The sequence below is a fragment of the Pantoea sp. SORGH_AS_0659 genome, from assembly GCF_031453915.1.
GTDB lineage: Bacteria > Pseudomonadota > Gammaproteobacteria > Enterobacterales > Enterobacteriaceae > Pantoea > Pantoea leporis.
This window is the reverse complement of the sequence record NZ_JAVJAK010000002.1, coordinates 42,949-58,619: the sequence shown is the minus strand read 5'-3', so window position 1 is coordinate 58,619 and position 15,671 is coordinate 42,949. Positions and strand designations below refer to the sequence as shown.

Sequence of the window (15,671 nt, the reverse complement as noted above, 5' to 3'; positions counted from 1 at the left end):
ATAGCATGTTTATCATTAACAATGACATCACATTTGAACCCGAACAAAGACGCTTATCCTTTCAGGATAAAAGCGTATCACTTACTGAAAACATGAGCCGTTGCTTACTGGTACTCCTGCTTAATAAAGGCCATGTGGTCAGTAAGCAAACCTTACTGCGTGAGGTCTGGGAGCGTAACGGTGTCATTGTCACCGAGACATCAATTCGACAGACGTTATCTCAACTGAGAAAAAGCTTTATTAGTCTGGGTATCAGTTATGATGTGATCATAACGTTCCCGCGACAGGGTTATAAAATAGCCACAGTATCTTGCCCAGGCCCTTCCCCCCTTGCTGAGCAAAATGATCAAGTGACAATGTCTGAAACGGAAACGGTGCGAATTACTGAAGGGGCAACGTCGGCCGTCTGTGTGGCAGAGAAGGTCAATGTGCAAGCCAAAAAGAAGCGAGGTTCTTTATGGTGGCTATACTGCGCGTTAATCTTTACTTCAGTCCTGTCAATAGGAATATTTTGCTATATTAAATTTTTCTTTGTTTCTCAGATACATTATTCACTCGTTTCTGAAAATAGTGTTCGACGTTTATGGGTACCGGATACAATGAAAGGAAATGAGTCTCAGATTTTGAAAGCGATGGATACGTTTGATCAATACATCCAGCGTGGCATCATCGATCCTCCGGCAGTATATGATGTGTATGTAAATCGCACTATCAAACAAGATAACTATTCCTTCTTTGTCTGTAATCGAAAAAGCAATCAGGAAAGAGAGTGTGAATCTGTTTATATTTACAAACGTTCTTCATCATGATTAGAAAAATTCTGATTGGCATTTTCTGTATTGCCATGTTGTTGGCGAGTTTCCAGTTAACTTCTCCTTTAATACTGGCTGTTATGCCTTCGTGTGAGTTCACCTTCACCCTTATAACTGCTGGTAAGGATGTGGATGTGGTAACCCGATCTACCATGACATTGCGCAATGGATTTGGCAGGAGTGTTGGTATTTATCATGGCTCATTAAAAAATTATGATAAGACTAATAAAAAGTTGATATCCGAGAAGGATATGAGCTTTCACTTTGAGCTCAGTAACGAGATCAGAGGCAATGCTGTTAAGGTTTCATTGTTGAGTTTTACTCCCACGTTTGGCAACGAAGTCAGTAAAGAGGATATCTTCCGCTATGCGTTTCCCAGTGTCTCTCCTGGAAAAGCGCAGTATTATCGTTTATTGCAGATAAACAAGGGCATGCTGGTAAGCGGGGAAACTAAAGCATTTCCGAGAAGCGTCTGTACCAAGATAATCAGATAATATTTCTTATCATTCTATGCTTAAATTTTTAATAATGCTTCTTCCTTTCCTGACGTTTTATTGCAACTTTTTAAAAAAACATGGAATATAATAATTGCGTAATACAAAAATTGAATCTCACGATAGTATTCATTTTTTGCCATTAGTATACGTTTTTTATATTATACTTTTCATTAAACGAAGTCTTGAGGAAATGTTATTCAGATACTTTTCGCAAATATATCGATAAAGCGAATTCACTCCAGATTAAAAATCGCTAATTTTCGTAAAATATCAGGTCAGTCTTACAATGATTGTTTTTTATTTGTATTTCATCTTATGAAAGTGACCGTTTATACGATTATGGCTTTTTCAGTTATTTTCTACACTCTACTTCTTGTTGAGCTGGATCTCTTTTATATTTCTTGTAATGCCAGAACAACCTTCATTTTCATTGAAGATCACAGAGTAGTTGCCGGCAAGGGACGTTGGGAAATATACAGCCATTTTCATAAGACCGTGGGTCATTTCGAAGGTGGAGTTTTTTATTATGAGACCGAATATGAACCATCAAAAACTGAAGAGGTGAATGTTGCTTTTGAAACTGAAAACATTCTTATTGGCAGAGTATTTCGTCTGTTTACTCGCTTTGTTTCAGAAGGTATTACAAACACAAGCACCCCCAGTCAACGCATAAATTTCATATCCCCCGTTCTGTCCGAAGGTGAAGTTAGTTATCGTACCATTAATTATTCAGATGCTATTGGGTTTACAATAGGCATTGGTGAAAGCTACAGAATGATTTGCAGCTAATTACTTCAAGTCATGATACAGGTTCCTGCCCTTTTTTATGTTTTCAATATAAAAATTATTCCTACTCATCGTACTGCTTTTCATATGCGGTGCAGCCCTCCTCCCTTCATAAAATTTCTATCGAATCCCATTTCATTATTCAGTAAAAACGCCATAAATACAGAAATCAATCTTATTTTGCGTTGTGAATAATGAATGAATACATAGTTTCTTTGTGATTACTTGTTAAACATGGTACGCAATAAACGAATTGAAATGACGACATAATCAATAAAATCAACAAGTTGACAGGTTGTCACTTGTCATTGTGACATAAGTGCTATTGTCTGACCCTGCTCTAATGAATAGTATTATTCACATCGAAAAATGATTGTTTCATTAACTGGAATCTTAGGTCATGAGTGATAAGAATGTTAGTAACTATGAACATGCTTTACTTGATACGGAACACTATCAAGTTGATAGTTATTTGTCTCTTGATTGCAGAATGAATCTTCTTTACAACAAGGCGACAGGTGAAAAAATATGTCTTTCTGAATCACAAAAAAGACTTATGGTCTGTCTTATCAATAACATTCATTGTAAAAGGGCAATTATCAGAATTGTCTGGCATGAATGTCATCAACGTATCAGAGACAATAACTATCATCAACTCGTTTATCAGTTAAGAAACATCCTGACTAAACATGGCTTTCCAGCCGATACAATCGTCACGATACCTCATCGGGGAATTGTGCTAAATAAAGAGGCGTTAAGGAATTTGCATGAAGATGAGTCTATTTTAAGTGAGAAAAAAGATAAAAAACCTGCCAGCGGGTTCATGTCCAATCTTCGCCGTATATTTTCTTTGCGTGTGAGCTCCGTTAATTAATACAGCTGAATTTTAATTTGTGCCCCGCCCCTTGTTAGTTTCCATCAAAAACTAACCTTTCCCTCGTTTGAGGGTTTTTTTTTGCCCAGATTTTACGTTAAAGTCATGCTCTGTTCACAGTTGCCTGTATAAACAGCGTTAATTCTAAAACCTGATGAAATCTGGACGTGATGGGTACACATTATCGTGTCGGATGCCCTGTTCAGGAGTGCATTATTTCGGTTGAAAGGGAATGAAATTGAAAGCCTGCGGACCTCACGGTTTACTTATAAAGTGTACGACGCGTTAATTATGTCTCCGAGATATCCGAAATTTACGAGAGAGGCGTTATTGTGCTGATCTTGATTCTACTTTTATTATCCGCCATGCTCTGCCATTAAATGTATTGTTCACTGGCACTTTAAAGTGCACGTAGCCCAAGGTGTCCAGAGTCGTTCTATTGTTCTGATTTGTTTTCGCAGGAGCGTTATGTATTTATGTCTCTTTCCTCTGTTTCCCCTGTCCTGCCCAGATAATATCTCCACATCCGGACTCACCATTCCGACTTTTAACATCTAATCTCCAACCGCTCTAAAATATCAGACTATTTTTTCAGAAAACCTGTTGAAACATGTTCATGCATTACAAGTGAATGTTATCGAATTTCTTCCCCCTGTATTCTATTTCGGCAATCTTTATCTGTCTAACCCCACCTTGTCTTTAGGTATTCAGCCTATTCCCTTTTTCCTTCTTACAACACCTGCCTTAGCCATCTCGTTAAGAATAAAATCAAAAGCTTCGCTCTTCCTGAAATTTTACGCATAGCCGTTGTTTAGATTGCCTTTTATTTTTATAACAAATAGCAAGGTGTAAAAAATTAACGGGTATTTCAGTCAACTGATTCATAGCTTTTAACATTGTCTAAATGTGGAAGATAAAAAAACGCAGCCCTGAGGCCGCGTTTTAACCGTATCTTTTACCCTACCTCCTCATCAGGAGGATGGGTTACCTGTTACTTATTTTTTACTCCAGGCATCCTGCCAGGCTAAACCTGTACCAGGCTTGTAGTATTGCTCACTGGTTGAATTACACCAGCCCGTCGCTGGCCATGGTTTACACTCATATACGGCGTTATCATCCGGGTTAATAACCAGCATGCCTGCGGTATAGGAACCGCGCCCCTCTGGATAGACAGGGTAAGTCGCATCTGACAGGGTGATGTCGTATGAATACGGTTCACTTCTGTCATCACTGGTGGCGGTGATCACCATTTTATAGGTGCCGATAGGTGCAGTTAGCCCTAAGGATACATCTTCATCCCCGCCATTTGGGTAGGAACGCAGATCGCTGGCAACCTGAGTACCGTCCTTATTATAAATAGTGGTCTTAACGCTGGTATTTTTCTGTGCCTTAAAATGATAATTGATAGTAGAAACGCCAGATCCATCTACTTTATACATTGACTGAACGCCAGAAACTTCCAGCAAATGCTCTTCCTGATACGCTTGGTAATCGATGATTACGCTGGTGATCTCATTGCCTTCTTTGGTGTAAATGGTGTTTGCACCCTCGACCGGATTCACTTCGCCTTTGGTATTCATCTGACCGGCGCGGAGGTCATTTTCCTGACCGTTGATTTTCTCAGCAATAGCCTTGGCCCATTTGTTCTTCTGGCCGGCTTCGTCTGAATCAATCGTCATATCGATCTGTTTACCGGTCAGTTCACCGCCTTTGTTAAAGAATCGCGCTGACACAACTGAGCCTGCTTTCAGATCGCTATCTGGGCGGATCTGGCCTACTCGCTTTTTCCATTCGCTGCTGATGGTGTCTTCATACTCCATGTCGATGACTTTATGGAAACTGGCTGCGGTGTCAGCCACATCCCAGACAGCCAGAACTGCCTGATACCCTGAACGGGCTGGCAATTCGCAATTATGGGTGACAAGCTCGGGTTCACGCGGGGGTACCACGCCGTTACCGTCAATAGTACAGAATGGTACTGACTCGAACGCTTCGCGGGTCAGCGGAGAGTTAGTATCCCAGTCTTGTTTGGTGATGTAGTACTTAGTATCAGTCGTACTGTGTGGCGCGGTGTAGGCCCATTTGAACTCTACCGGACCTGCTTCAGCCTTATTTTTTACCCAACGATCGATGGATTGCTCATTCATGGCGGTGAAACGCGTGGAGCCGCCGTTGGCGATCATGCCATCTTGTGGTCCGGTGTCATTCGCATCCAGGAATCCATCAGGGCCTTCACCAACGCTCTGTGGCTCATATTCAGCTCCGGCGCAATTCGCGTTTGTTTCACCATTCACGTTGGCTTTTAAACACAACGCCGCTCGTTCAGGAGGGCTGATAATATAACCATGCGCCAGTGCGCCACCGGCAACTGACATCATTGCTACAGCAAGAGCAATTTTATTCAATTTCATAGCTTACTTTCCCTTTTTTTCATTTTTTGAAAAGGTTTATTTAACTTTGAGGATTACTTTTCCTGACCTGGAAAAGTTGTTGCATATTAATCAGCCCGGGTGCGTTATTTCCATGCTTTATTTATTAAAGTTATTAAATTCAGATGCCCGATTTAGAAAAGTGACACTCATTTTGTAGAGTTAATGATTTCTTGATTTCTTAATTTACATGAATGGTGATTAATTCCTTAGTCGCTAATTACAACTTTTTAAAAAAAGGTTTTATTTATTGCCTTGGTGAGGGTTGAACACTATTCTCTGGATTTTTACCAGAGGTTATTTTGAAGAAATCGATTATTCACATCGGGGTTGCTTGTTCTCTCCTTTTTCTTACCGCCTGCAGTTCCACGGAAAAATCTGCATCAGCCTTTAAAGAAAACGAGGGTATGGTTTCGCTATTAGCCGCTACGATGTTTGTTCGTGAGCATTGCCAGACGGTTGATGTTCCTTCGGATTCGTACCTGACAGAAACCCTGAGCAAAATGAGTATTGCTTATGGACATCCGCTTACGTCACAAGGCAAGTCACTTTTATCAGCTAAAGCAGGTGCACGCTATGTGGCATTAATGAGGGACGAAGCCTCTCTTGACAAAAAATGTAATCAGCTTGTTCCCCTGACGGAGACCTTTATCAGGCAGGCGAGGCAAGTTCATACAGACAAATAGACAAAAAGGCCTGCGCCGGCGACGGCCAGGAAAGGGCCAAAGGGGAGCGCAATGGAGAGGCTACGCCCCCAGATCACCCGCGCAATCAGCGTGTACGCAATCCCACCTCCGGCGCTGAGCAGCAGCAATTCAGGCAGGGCCTGGATACCTAACCAGCCGCTCAATGCCGCACACAGTTTTACATCCCCCATGCCGAGTGATTCACGGTGAGTCAACGTTAAAAATAGCGTTCTGAGCGACCATAATGCGATATAGCTTGCCACGACCCCATAAAGACTGTCGCTGAGACTGGCATGAGGCCAGAGATCGCCTGCGCTCAACAGTAACCCTCCCCACAGCAGGGGCATGGTCAGTGCATCAGGTAAAAGCAGATGGCGAATATCAATTATCACCAATGCAGTCAGGAGTGATAACAGCAGAAACGTCGCTGTCTGTAACAGACCGGGCGGATAGATTGCGCATATCAGCAGCGCGACGACCATTGTGCTAAATTCTGTCAACGGATAATAATAAGGGATGGTGCGAGCACAGTGACGACAGCGGCCCGCCAGTATTATCCAGCTGATGACGGGAATATTATCGCGTAGCAGAATTTGGTGCCCACATTGAGGACAGCGCGAGCGGGCTGCAAAGAAGAAACCGGGATTATTTGTCGAGATACAGACCGGCAACCTGTAAATGATCACGTTGAGAAAGCTACCGACACTGAGGCCCCCTAAGGCGGCCATTAGCCATGAAAAGTGAGGCTCAATGGACATAATCTGACTCTATTGATAGCTGGAGTTTTTCATTCACCCACTCAACCTCAAGTATGGATGGGCAATTGATGCGCGCAAGGCCTGGCCGTGTCAGGACGCTGGCCATTTCCGAAAATCCGTTAAAGGTCGTTCGTATTATACGTATGCCATCAACGCTGGTATCAGTGATCGGTTCCGGCAGATGACTAACTAATCCGGACAGACAGGATCCGCTGTCTTCCTTAATGGACATGAGATCGCGGTTTTTCTCAATCCATCTCAGAGTTTGTTCACTTACTGTGTGGCGAACGCGCATGTCATCTCGCCAGTCAACAGCCCCTTTTTTTAGCAGCAGAATAGCGGCAATAAAACTTCCCAGCATAACCAGCTTGAGCATATTACGTTCCCGAATAGAACGTGATACCCAATAACGCGCCAATATCGTTTTCATCAAGGATACACCACCGTCAGGGTTCTGTTATTATCGGAGAGTGACCAGACACCTCGGGTCTTTTGTGGCAGATCGCTGATATCCACGGCCTGGTTTAGCTCTAATTTAAGTGCGTGGCTGGCTGCTTCCCAGCGCATTTTTTTAATAAATGGAGCAAAATGGCGGAAATTCACTTCATCTGCTGACAGAGTGTAGAATACGTTGCTGTTTCTCATCCGCTGGCCGTAATCCTCTACTGCTTTGCGTAACGCCGGTAATATCGCCTCATCAGGCACACTGCCAAAACATTCCTTATAAAGCTTTTCAGCCAGTCGCTCATTTTCTGCAATTTTATATTGGCTGATCATCCCTTCAGCCATGGGGGGAGCCACCATCCCTGCCAAAAAGGCGGTAAAGCAGAACATAAGAAAATGCTTGCGATACGAGCGTTTTCGTTGCTGCCTGAATTCACCATGCAGCAGGTCAGGATTTTTGCGACTATAGCCCTGTGCAAGGGTGAGTATGCTTGATGATAATTCTGTTACCGGTGCTTCAGGTCCACGTCTGTGCTGCATCATTTCTCTGTAGCGGGTCTCTATGGCAAAGCCCTGCCAAAGGCGGTCACGCACGATCCACTCAGCCCCGAGCGTAACAGCATGGAATGGGGGTAATGTCAGTATGTCGGGCCACATACAGTGCGGAATGATATTCATACTCTTCAATAAGCTGAGGTATTCCTCCATTTTGCATTTTGCTATAGCGGCAATATGACACGTGTTACCTTCCCGGCTAAGCAAAGTGATATGGAGGTCCTGAGGTTCATCCAGCGCAAATTCCTCCAACTCCCATTCAATGGTTTGCCTATTAATGCGTGGTGGTGTGGCAGCCATGAAGATGAAACAGCTGGCAGGGACAAGCACCCATACCTCTTGGGAGCCATCTGATGCCGGTAAATTATCGAGGGTGCCTTCACTGTGTTTGCCGTGACTGTCGGTCAGGCACCAAAGCAGTGGGTTGGTTGCTGAAGGCAGACGAATGATCAGCCTGCTTTTGCATGCTTTAAACATGGCTTTTTATACTCCAAAAGTTTTCCAGTGCCGTTGTTGAACGACATAGCTGCCATTTTTCTCTGACAGCTGACTATGCAGTGCGACCCGTGTGGTATCGTCCGTCTCAAGCATCAATAGCCAATTCTGGCTTTTAAAGGTCAAAAAAGGCTGTAAACCCGCCAGACCTGAGTGACTGGCGTCAGGCGTCTGTTGTGTAAGTTGTTCGAAGTGTTGCCAGCCCTGAGCGGGGCGGTTGCTGATCAAAAGTGTGGCGGCTTCGACCGGCAGCTTTCCTTCCGTTAAAGCAGAAAGTAACGAGGCCTGATTAGGCATCAGTCCGTTAATGCTGACCTGGATCCTGTCGCCGCCATCAAGGCACAATAACGGCTTGAGCGTGTTTATCAGCGCAGGGTCCATCACGGGCAACGCCCAGATCTGTGCCAGCGAGACAAAGCGCTTATTTTTTTTTGTAGCCACATCCGGCTTAATGGTTTCAGCCAGCATCTTTGTGATCGTCTCGCTGTTTTCGGCACTTATCCCTTGCTGTGATAACAGGTTTTGAAAAATGCGGTGGCTTTCGGGATGATAGAGACTGCCATCCTCAAGCGATTTAGGTTGCGTCGCGAGACTGTTAAGGTTAAAGCACGCCTGAATATCCACGGTTCGCCAGCGAACACGCGTGGTGCCCAGTTCAATGACCCCTGACTGCCCTGATAAAAAGGGGGCACTACTAAGCTGGTGGAGCAGGTGTTTTTCTGCCCCTAAGAGATCCTGGCGCATCTGGCTTTCACTCTGCAATGTCATGGCCTGGTTAATGTATGACCGCCAGAGAGCCGAGTTATTGTGAACAATAATCGCCAGGGCTGCGATGGTCAGCATGACTACCAGCAGTGCCATACCTTGCTGTCCTTTCACGAGCTCTCTCCTCCCATCAATACTATTTTGCGCACTTCTCCCCATTGCGGATGGATAAGGGTAATTTCCGCTGCGGTTGGCATGGCATCGCGATGATCCCAGCCCATCCTCCATTTTTGCCCCTGCCAGAACCGCAATTTCATCGGTACGGAAAAGCGCTGGGTAACTAAAGGTGAGGTATCTGAGGTCGACAGGCCTTGCCGCCATTGGAGGCGACGCAGCACGCCAGCTTCCGTTTTCCACACGATGCGCACGGGTGCGCGGGCATCAGGATCCAGCGGATCACGCAGCAGGTTGAGCAGCACAGTGTGCCCATCGGCACGAAACCAGACATCGGGCGGTACACTTCCCGCCATAGCAGGAACGGCAATGGCAGCCTGCAAATCGTTTTCCAGTGCAGCAAAAAGACGCTGCAGCTCAGTAGCGTGATGGATATGTTTTGTAACGCTGTGCTGGGTATTACTTCCGCTCTCCAGCACCTGCCAGCTAAGCAGACCAGTAATGGCAAATACGCTTAATGCCACCATCATCTCAAGCAGCGTGAATCCGTTTTGTCTATGCATCTTCTTTTATTCTCCAGCCACGTAACCTCACCAGAGGAGGTGAATGTTCCGTTTCACTGATATTTACCTCAACGGCTCTGATTGCCGGGTCCGAGGTGAGATGGACATTCCATTGCCAGAACCAGGTTTTACCAGCGAGCGTTTCCTGACCTCTTGCCTGTTGTGGCCAGGTATGATGTAACGTCATCATGGCCAGCTGGTTATCAGCCACGAGGCTGGCAAGGTATTTCTTCTCGACGATGCTCAGATTGGTGAGCTGCTCCGTGCCGCTACGAATCACACTCAGACTGACCAGTGCAAGAATTACAAGCGCAACCATGACTTCAGTCAGTGTCATGCCGCGTTCGGTGTTGGTCATGACATCTCCTGATATTCACCATCCTGAAAGGCAAGTCTTTTTACCGGCTGGTTGTTTTGTAGCAAGGTGATTACCGGCAAACTATTACTGTTGTCTGGCAGAAGCAGAATGCCGTTAGTCGCAGCGGGCATTCCCTCTGGAGTAGTCAGTACTATCGACATTCCTGCAGGTAGCACCCGCGACGGACGCGATGGCACGCCCCTCCATGTCGAACCTGGCCAAGGCGATGGCTGGCCATCAACTTGTGGTTGCAGCGCCATCATTTTCCAGCCTTTTTCACTAAACGCTATTAACCAGGGGCGCTTTTCTGTTTGCGCCCGCTGACTCGCCAGCTGGATATCCATTAGTAAAAGGGCTTCAGGTTTTTCCGGGGATGAGGACGACACCAGTGGCAAAACAAATGTGGCACTGAGCCCGAGCACAAACAGAGCAATCATCAGTTCTGTCAGGGTGAAACCTGCATCACGATTAACCAGATTCATGGCGACATGGCATCCAGCTGCCAGAGGTTAATATCGTCAGGTGTGCCGGCCATGCCGTCAGGGCCTGACGAGGAGAGATCAATACTGCCGTTTTTACCGGGACTGCGCAGGATGTAGTCCTGGCCCCAGGGATCTTTGGGTAAGCGACGAATATAGCCCTCTTCCCGGTAATTTTTTGGCAGAGGATCTAATGTGGGGGCCCGTACCAGCGCCTTAAGTCCCTGCTCCGTGGTTGGGTAACGACCATTATCCAACCGGTACATATCGAGCGCGTTTTCCAGTGCAATCAGATCGCTTTGTGCTTTTTGCCCGTCAGCCTTATCTTTATTGCCCATCAGCGAGGGGATAACCAGGCTTGCAAGCACGCCCAGAATAACGATAACGACCATCAGCTCAAGCAAGGTAAATCCTCGCTGACGTTGGATGTGATTCATCATGTGCATAACTTCCTTTAGTGATTTTCAGCCAATCAGGCTATTAAGTTGAAGAATGGGCTGCAAAATGGCGAGAATGATAAAAAGCACCACTCCGGCCATCGTTATGACCAGCAACGGTTCTGAAACAGCCATCAGAATCGTCATCTGGCCGGCAAACTGCGTTTCCTGAAGCTCAGCCGCCCGATTCATTAACGTCTGCAACTCGCCGCTTTTTTCGCCACTGCCGATCATGTGTTGCATCATGGGTGAAAAAAGCCCGGTTTCGCTCAGCGCCTGAGTGAGGGTGCTTCCTTCCCGAACTCGCTCTACCGCTTTATCCAGCGCTTCGCGCAGATAGAGGTTAGTGATGACGGCGGCGCTGATACCCATGGCATGGAGCAGAGGAACGGCACCGGCAGTGAGGATACTTAGCGTTCTGGCGTAGCGGGCGATAGCCAAATCCCGCACCACCGTTCCTATTAAGGGAAGGCGAGTCAGTAAGCGATGCCAGGTCTTTTTTCGGTCTGGCGAGCGTATGGCCAGGGCCACGCAAAGCGTGGTGACACTGATTACGCCAAGAAAATAAGGGCCAACGTCTCTCATACCGTCACTGATCGCTATCAGCAAACGTGTCGCGAAAGGAAGCTCATGGCCCATATTGATAAATTGCGAGGTAATTTGAGGGACGACAGCAGTCAGCAGTACGGACACCACCACGATCGCCACCATCATTAACAGTGCCGGATAGATCATCGCCTGTGTCATCTTGCTTTTCAGTGCCCAGGAACGTTCGGTGTGATCCGCCAGCTGAACCAGGACAACATCCAGTTTACCTGCAGCTTCGCCCGCCTGAACGGTCGCCCGATAAACAGGGGAAAAGATGGCAGGATAAAGGGTCAGGGCATCTGCAAAGCTAGTACCCTCACGGATCTTTTGGTGTAAAGCTGAAAGCATGTCGCGGACCGCCGTTTTCTGCGCCTGCCGCATGAGTGCCAGCAGGCACTCATCCAGAGGCAGCGCCGCGGAGGTGAGCGTGGCCAGCTGGCGGGTTAACAGCACCAGCTCCCGGGGAGCCACTGCGCTACGACAGCGTTTTGCTCCGGTCAGATGGACTGATTTAAGTTTGACTGGCGTGAGCGCATTTTTACGTAAAGCACTGCGTGCGCTCCGCTCGCTTGCAGCATCGATCCGTCCGCGAACCTGCCGACCGCTCCGGTCTGTTGCGACATAATCAAACTCCATGAGCGTCGCCTTCCCGCGTGACCCGATAAATCTCTTCGAGGCTGGTGATCCCTTCCGCCACTTTTAGCAGGCCGTCCTGCCAGAGTGTGGCAGGAATTTCATTACAGTTCTGCAGGCATAACCTCAGAGCCGTTTCATCGGCACCCTGGCTTATGGCATCACGGAGCTCAGGAGTAATACTTATCAATTCATGTATGCCGGTGCGTCCGCGATAACCAGTCTGGTGACAGGCAGCGCAACCGGCTGCACGCCAGAGACTTGCGTTGCTGATAGAGGGATGCCGTGCTTTTTCAATTTCGCCAAGGATGGCAGGCTCGCGGCACTGCGTACACAGTTTGCGCACAAGACGTTGCGCTATCACCCCGGTTAATGAAGAGGCCAGCAGAAACGGTTCAATGCCCATGTCACGCAAGCGTGAAAGCGCGCCGACGGCCGTATTAGTGTGCAGTGTGGAGAGGACGAGGTGACCGGTTAAAGAAGCCTGAACGGCAATGGTGGCGGTTTCACTGTCACGAATTTCGCCAATCATAACGACATCCGGATCCTGACGGAGTATCGCGCGCAAACCGCGGGCAAAGGTCATATCGACTCGAGGATTTACCTGAGTCTGACCTATACCCTCAAGCTCATACTCCACTGGATCCTCAACGGTCAGAATATTTCTTTCGCGACTATTAATGCTGTTAAGAGCTGCATAGAGCGTGGTGCTTTTACCTGAGCCTGTCGGCCCGGTTACCAGCAGAATGCCATGCGGTTGTGCCAGCAATGCATTGAAGCGGGTCTGCAAAGAAGGGATCATCCCGAGATTGTTAAGATCGAGGCTCACGGCATTTTTATCCAGCACGCGCATGACTACGCGTTCGCCGTTCCCCGCAGGAAGGGTGGAGACGCGCACATCAACATTACGCCCCCCCAGACGCAGAGAAATTCGGCCATCCTGCGGCAGACGTTTTTCGGCAATATCCAGACGTGCCATCACCTTAACGCGTGACACCAGCACCGGTGCGATAGCGGCTGGAGGCGACAGGATTTCACGCAGCATGCCATCAATACGAAAGCGCACCCGCAGAGAAGCCTCAAAGGGTTCAATGTGTATATCGGATGCCCCAACCTGAATTGCTTCGCTCAATAAGGCGTTGAGGAGACGAATAATGGGCGCATCATCTTCACTGTTAAGAAGATCTTGCTGAGGCAAGGCGTGAAAGATATCTGTCAGCGCCATCTCATTGCCTATATCAGCCATCCTCTGACGCGATTGCTCTGCGCGCTGATAGTGTTCTGACAGTGCTGATGAAAACGTAACATCATCAAGGGGGGCCAGTTCTGCGGCAGGAGAGCATCTGAGTGCCTCGAGTATCGCATCGCCACTGGCGTTGCTTTCGTGATACCAGAGTTTGCCCTCAGAATAAAAGACTCCCTGAGTATGTGCCCATCTGAAGGGAATGCTGTGCTGACTCAAAGCGGTTTTCCTTCATAAAAAGCACTGATGTCACGAATAGTGGCTTCCAGCGCATTGACGTCATCATCGGCAGCTGCAAGTTGCTGATCCAACGCAGTTAACATCTTTTCGTTGCCGGGCTGGTTACCAACAATGTTGTGATAGCGTCCGGTCTGCGTTGACGTTACTGCGTTGAAGCGCCCACCGTCACGGATAATGGTGGGACGCAGAAACAGCATGAGATTGCGTTTACTGGCTTTTTCCGAACTGTAACGAAACAGCGACCCGATCCATGGAATATCGCCCAGTAAGGGAACGCTGCTTTTCAACTCCGTTGTCGTGTTATCGAGTAATCCCCCTACCACCACGGTATTGCCACTGTTCACAAGCACAGCATTTTTTACCGTTCGGGTATTAAAGCTGGCACCGAGGTTATCTTTAGTGGAGTCCTCTGCAACACTGGACACTTCCTGCTCGACCTCCATCAGTACCGTGTTGCCCTCGTTGATCTGCGGTTTAACCTTCAGCTTGATGCCGACACTTTTGCGGGCCACGGTATTGTAAATATTGTCCCCGGTCTGACTTGCCTGGGAGCCGGTAAGAATGGGCACATCTTTACCCACAGTAAATTCTGCTTCCATATTGTCGAGGGTGACGATGCTGGGGGTTGCCAGAATATTATTCAGGCTGTCGTTTTGCAGGGCGGTGAAAAGGCCAGACCACTCGCCTTGGTAAAAGCCCGCAGCCAGTCCGGAGAGGTTTTTCAGGACATCCGATGTGTCACCTGTGGGAAACTGACTTACTGCAGACCCGCTCTCCGGAAACTGAGTGCCGCCATGACGCTGGTTAAACCACTGCACGCCAAGCGCGAGGCCTTTGGCATCCTGTATTTCTACAATGATCGCTTCAACAAGAACTTGCGCCCTGCTGATATCAAGCCGGGCGATAACCGCTTCGAGTTCATCCATCGCCTCTTGTGGTGCGCTAATAATCAGTGAGTTAGTGTGTTCGTCGGCTTTAATAACAACATCTTTCATTACGGAGACTGATGGGACGGTCCCCTCGCCTTCCTGTAGCGATTTATTACCGATGCCGGTCAAGACATCGAGCAGGTTTTTCGCTTTGGCGTGCTGGAGGTAGATGACCCGCGCTGCAGGATGGGAGGGTTTAACTTCGTCGAGCGAGCTGGCAAGGGCGCGTAATTTTTTTCTGGAGGATGCATCGCCAGTGATCAGCAGAGAATTGGTACGGTCATCAGCAACCAGTTTCGTCTGCGGGTTCTGCGAGACGCCTGATTTGCCACCGGCAATCAGGTTGTTCAGTGTTTCCACGACTTGAGAGGCGGAAGCATGACCAAGCCTGACGTGTTCCACCGACTGATCTTCCGACTTATCCACGCTCTGAATGATCTCTGTCAGGCGTTCCAGTACGCCTGCACGACCTGTCATTAGCAATAAATCGTCAGAGACGGCATGGATAACCGCCCCGCCCGTGGATTCTGCGACAGGACGGAGTTGTACCGCGAGGTTTTTTGCTAGAGAGTGCTCCAGTTTGTACATTTTGGTCAGGACTTCATCACTACTTTTTACGGCATCAGGTCTGGCGGTCGGGGTTGCCGGGCTCAGGGCATTACGCGCAGGCACCACTTTCAGTAGATGCTTGTCACCCTCAACAACGGCGAAACCATAAACTTCAAGTACGCTCAAGAAAAACTGATAATACTGTTCGTTATTGAGGGTTTCGTAACTCCGGACACTTACCTGCCCTTTTACCGCGGGGTCAATAATGATGGTCTTATTAAGATTTTGACTGACCGTATTGATAAATTCCACAATGTCCGTGTTACGAAAACTCGCCTGATAGCCCTGAGCTTCGACCGCATTCGCGGCAGGCTGGCTGGTCAAAAGGAACAGGCTAATCAGGCTCTGAGCAATAAATTTTCTAAAGTTTTTAATTA

17 protein-coding genes are annotated in these 15,671 nt (G+C 47.6%); 5 read left to right on the top strand and 12 right to left on the bottom strand.

All coding sequences use genetic code 11. The features are described 5' to 3' along the window. Window positions 1–5: 5 nt before the first annotated feature. The 4 genes from Q3H59_RS20615 (at window position 6) to Q3H59_RS20600 (ending at window position 2,969) form a co-directional block, all read left to right on the top strand. Window positions 6–809: a winged helix-turn-helix domain-containing protein gene (locus tag Q3H59_RS20615; RefSeq protein ID WP_309836867.1), complete on the top strand. Its 804-nt coding sequence runs from the start codon at window positions 6–8 to the stop codon at window positions 807–809. Next, the gene (locus Q3H59_RS20610; protein ID WP_309836866.1) at window positions 806–1,306 is read left to right on the top strand and encodes a hypothetical protein; all 501 of its coding nucleotides are present in this window, start codon (window positions 806–808) and stop codon (window positions 1,304–1,306) included. The genes Q3H59_RS20615 and Q3H59_RS20610 overlap by 4 nt, the downstream gene beginning before the upstream one ends. Window positions 1,307–1,624: 318 nt before the next feature. Further along, the gene (locus Q3H59_RS20605; protein ID WP_309836864.1) at window positions 1,625–2,098 is read left to right on the top strand and encodes a hypothetical protein; all 474 of its coding nucleotides are present in this window, start codon (window positions 1,625–1,627) and stop codon (window positions 2,096–2,098) included. A gap of 397 nt (window positions 2,099–2,495) precedes the next feature. Next, window positions 2,496–2,969 carry a hypothetical protein gene (locus Q3H59_RS20600; RefSeq protein ID WP_309836861.1) on the top strand — a complete coding sequence of 158 codons (474 nt, stop codon included), beginning with the start codon at window positions 2,496–2,498 and terminating at the stop codon, window positions 2,967–2,969. A gap of 995 nt (window positions 2,970–3,964) precedes the next feature. On the opposite strand, the gene gbpA is transcribed toward Q3H59_RS20600, so the two are convergent. Continuing rightward, on the bottom strand, window positions 3,965–5,380 hold the full coding sequence (gene gbpA, locus Q3H59_RS20595; protein ID WP_309836859.1) for an N-acetylglucosamine-binding protein GbpA: 1,416 nt from the start codon (window positions 5,378–5,380) through the stop codon (window positions 3,965–3,967). Window positions 5,381–5,700: 320 nt separating this feature from the next. Here gbpA and Q3H59_RS20590 point away from each other — a divergent pair, with 320 nt between their 5' ends. Beyond that, window positions 5,701–6,084: a hypothetical protein gene (locus Q3H59_RS20590; protein WP_309836855.1), complete on the top strand. Its 384-nt coding sequence runs from the start codon at window positions 5,701–5,703 to the stop codon at window positions 6,082–6,084. Here the strand turns inward: Q3H59_RS20590 and Q3H59_RS20585 are convergent. Genes Q3H59_RS20585 through gspD form a run of 11 tightly spaced genes read right to left on the bottom strand, consistent with a single transcriptional unit; the run spans window position 6,069 to window position 15,669 of the window. Further along, on the bottom strand, window positions 6,069–6,842 hold the full coding sequence (locus Q3H59_RS20585) for an A24 family peptidase (RefSeq protein WP_309836853.1): 774 nt from the start codon (window positions 6,840–6,842) through the stop codon (window positions 6,069–6,071). The two genes, Q3H59_RS20590 and Q3H59_RS20585, sit on opposite strands and share 16 nt — an antisense overlap. Beyond that, window positions 6,832–7,272 carry a hypothetical protein gene (locus Q3H59_RS20580; RefSeq protein WP_309836851.1) on the bottom strand — a complete coding sequence of 147 codons (441 nt, stop codon included), beginning with the start codon at window positions 7,270–7,272 and terminating at the stop codon, window positions 6,832–6,834. The genes Q3H59_RS20585 and Q3H59_RS20580 overlap by 11 nt, the downstream gene beginning before the upstream one ends. Continuing rightward, window positions 7,272–8,318, bottom strand: coding sequence for a type II secretion system protein GspL (gspL, locus tag Q3H59_RS20575; protein WP_309836849.1), 1,047 nt, complete (start codon window positions 8,316–8,318; stop codon window positions 7,272–7,274). The genes Q3H59_RS20580 and gspL overlap by 1 nt, the downstream gene beginning before the upstream one ends. Before the next feature lie 6 nt (window positions 8,319–8,324). Then, on the bottom strand, window positions 8,325–9,215 hold the full coding sequence (locus tag Q3H59_RS20570; RefSeq protein WP_309836847.1) for a type II secretion system protein GspK: 891 nt from the start codon (window positions 9,213–9,215) through the stop codon (window positions 8,325–8,327). Next, window positions 9,212–9,778 (bottom strand): type II secretion system protein GspJ, encoded by a 567-nt coding sequence (locus tag Q3H59_RS20565; RefSeq protein WP_309836845.1) that lies wholly within the window; start codon window positions 9,776–9,778, stop codon window positions 9,212–9,214. Before Q3H59_RS20565 ends, Q3H59_RS20570 begins: the two co-directional genes overlap by 4 nt. Then, the gene (gspI, locus tag Q3H59_RS20560) at window positions 9,771–10,136 is read right to left on the bottom strand and encodes a type II secretion system minor pseudopilin GspI (protein ID WP_309836843.1); all 366 of its coding nucleotides are present in this window, start codon (window positions 10,134–10,136) and stop codon (window positions 9,771–9,773) included. Before gspI ends, Q3H59_RS20565 begins: the two co-directional genes overlap by 8 nt. Next, window positions 10,133–10,618, bottom strand: coding sequence for a prepilin-type N-terminal cleavage/methylation domain-containing protein (locus tag Q3H59_RS20555; protein WP_309836839.1), 486 nt, complete (start codon window positions 10,616–10,618; stop codon window positions 10,133–10,135). The genes gspI and Q3H59_RS20555 overlap by 4 nt, the downstream gene beginning before the upstream one ends. Continuing rightward, on the bottom strand, window positions 10,615–11,055 hold the full coding sequence (gspG, locus tag Q3H59_RS20550; RefSeq protein WP_405042263.1) for a type II secretion system major pseudopilin GspG: 441 nt from the start codon (window positions 11,053–11,055) through the stop codon (window positions 10,615–10,617). The genes Q3H59_RS20555 and gspG overlap by 4 nt, the downstream gene beginning before the upstream one ends. Before the next feature lie 24 nt (window positions 11,056–11,079). Next, a complete protein-coding gene (gene gspF / locus Q3H59_RS20545; RefSeq protein ID WP_309836837.1) occupies window positions 11,080–12,276 on the bottom strand; it encodes a type II secretion system inner membrane protein GspF in 1,197 nt (398 codons plus the stop codon). Next, on the bottom strand, window positions 12,266–13,735 hold the full coding sequence (gene gspE / locus Q3H59_RS20540; RefSeq protein ID WP_309836835.1) for a type II secretion system ATPase GspE: 1,470 nt from the start codon (window positions 13,733–13,735) through the stop codon (window positions 12,266–12,268). Before gspE ends, gspF begins: the two co-directional genes overlap by 11 nt. Then, window positions 13,732–15,669, bottom strand: a complete 1,938-nt coding sequence (gspD, locus tag Q3H59_RS20535; protein ID WP_405042299.1) for a type II secretion system secretin GspD — start codon at window positions 15,667–15,669, stop codon at window positions 13,732–13,734. Before gspD ends, gspE begins: the two co-directional genes overlap by 4 nt. Window positions 15,670–15,671: the final 2 nt, after the last annotated feature.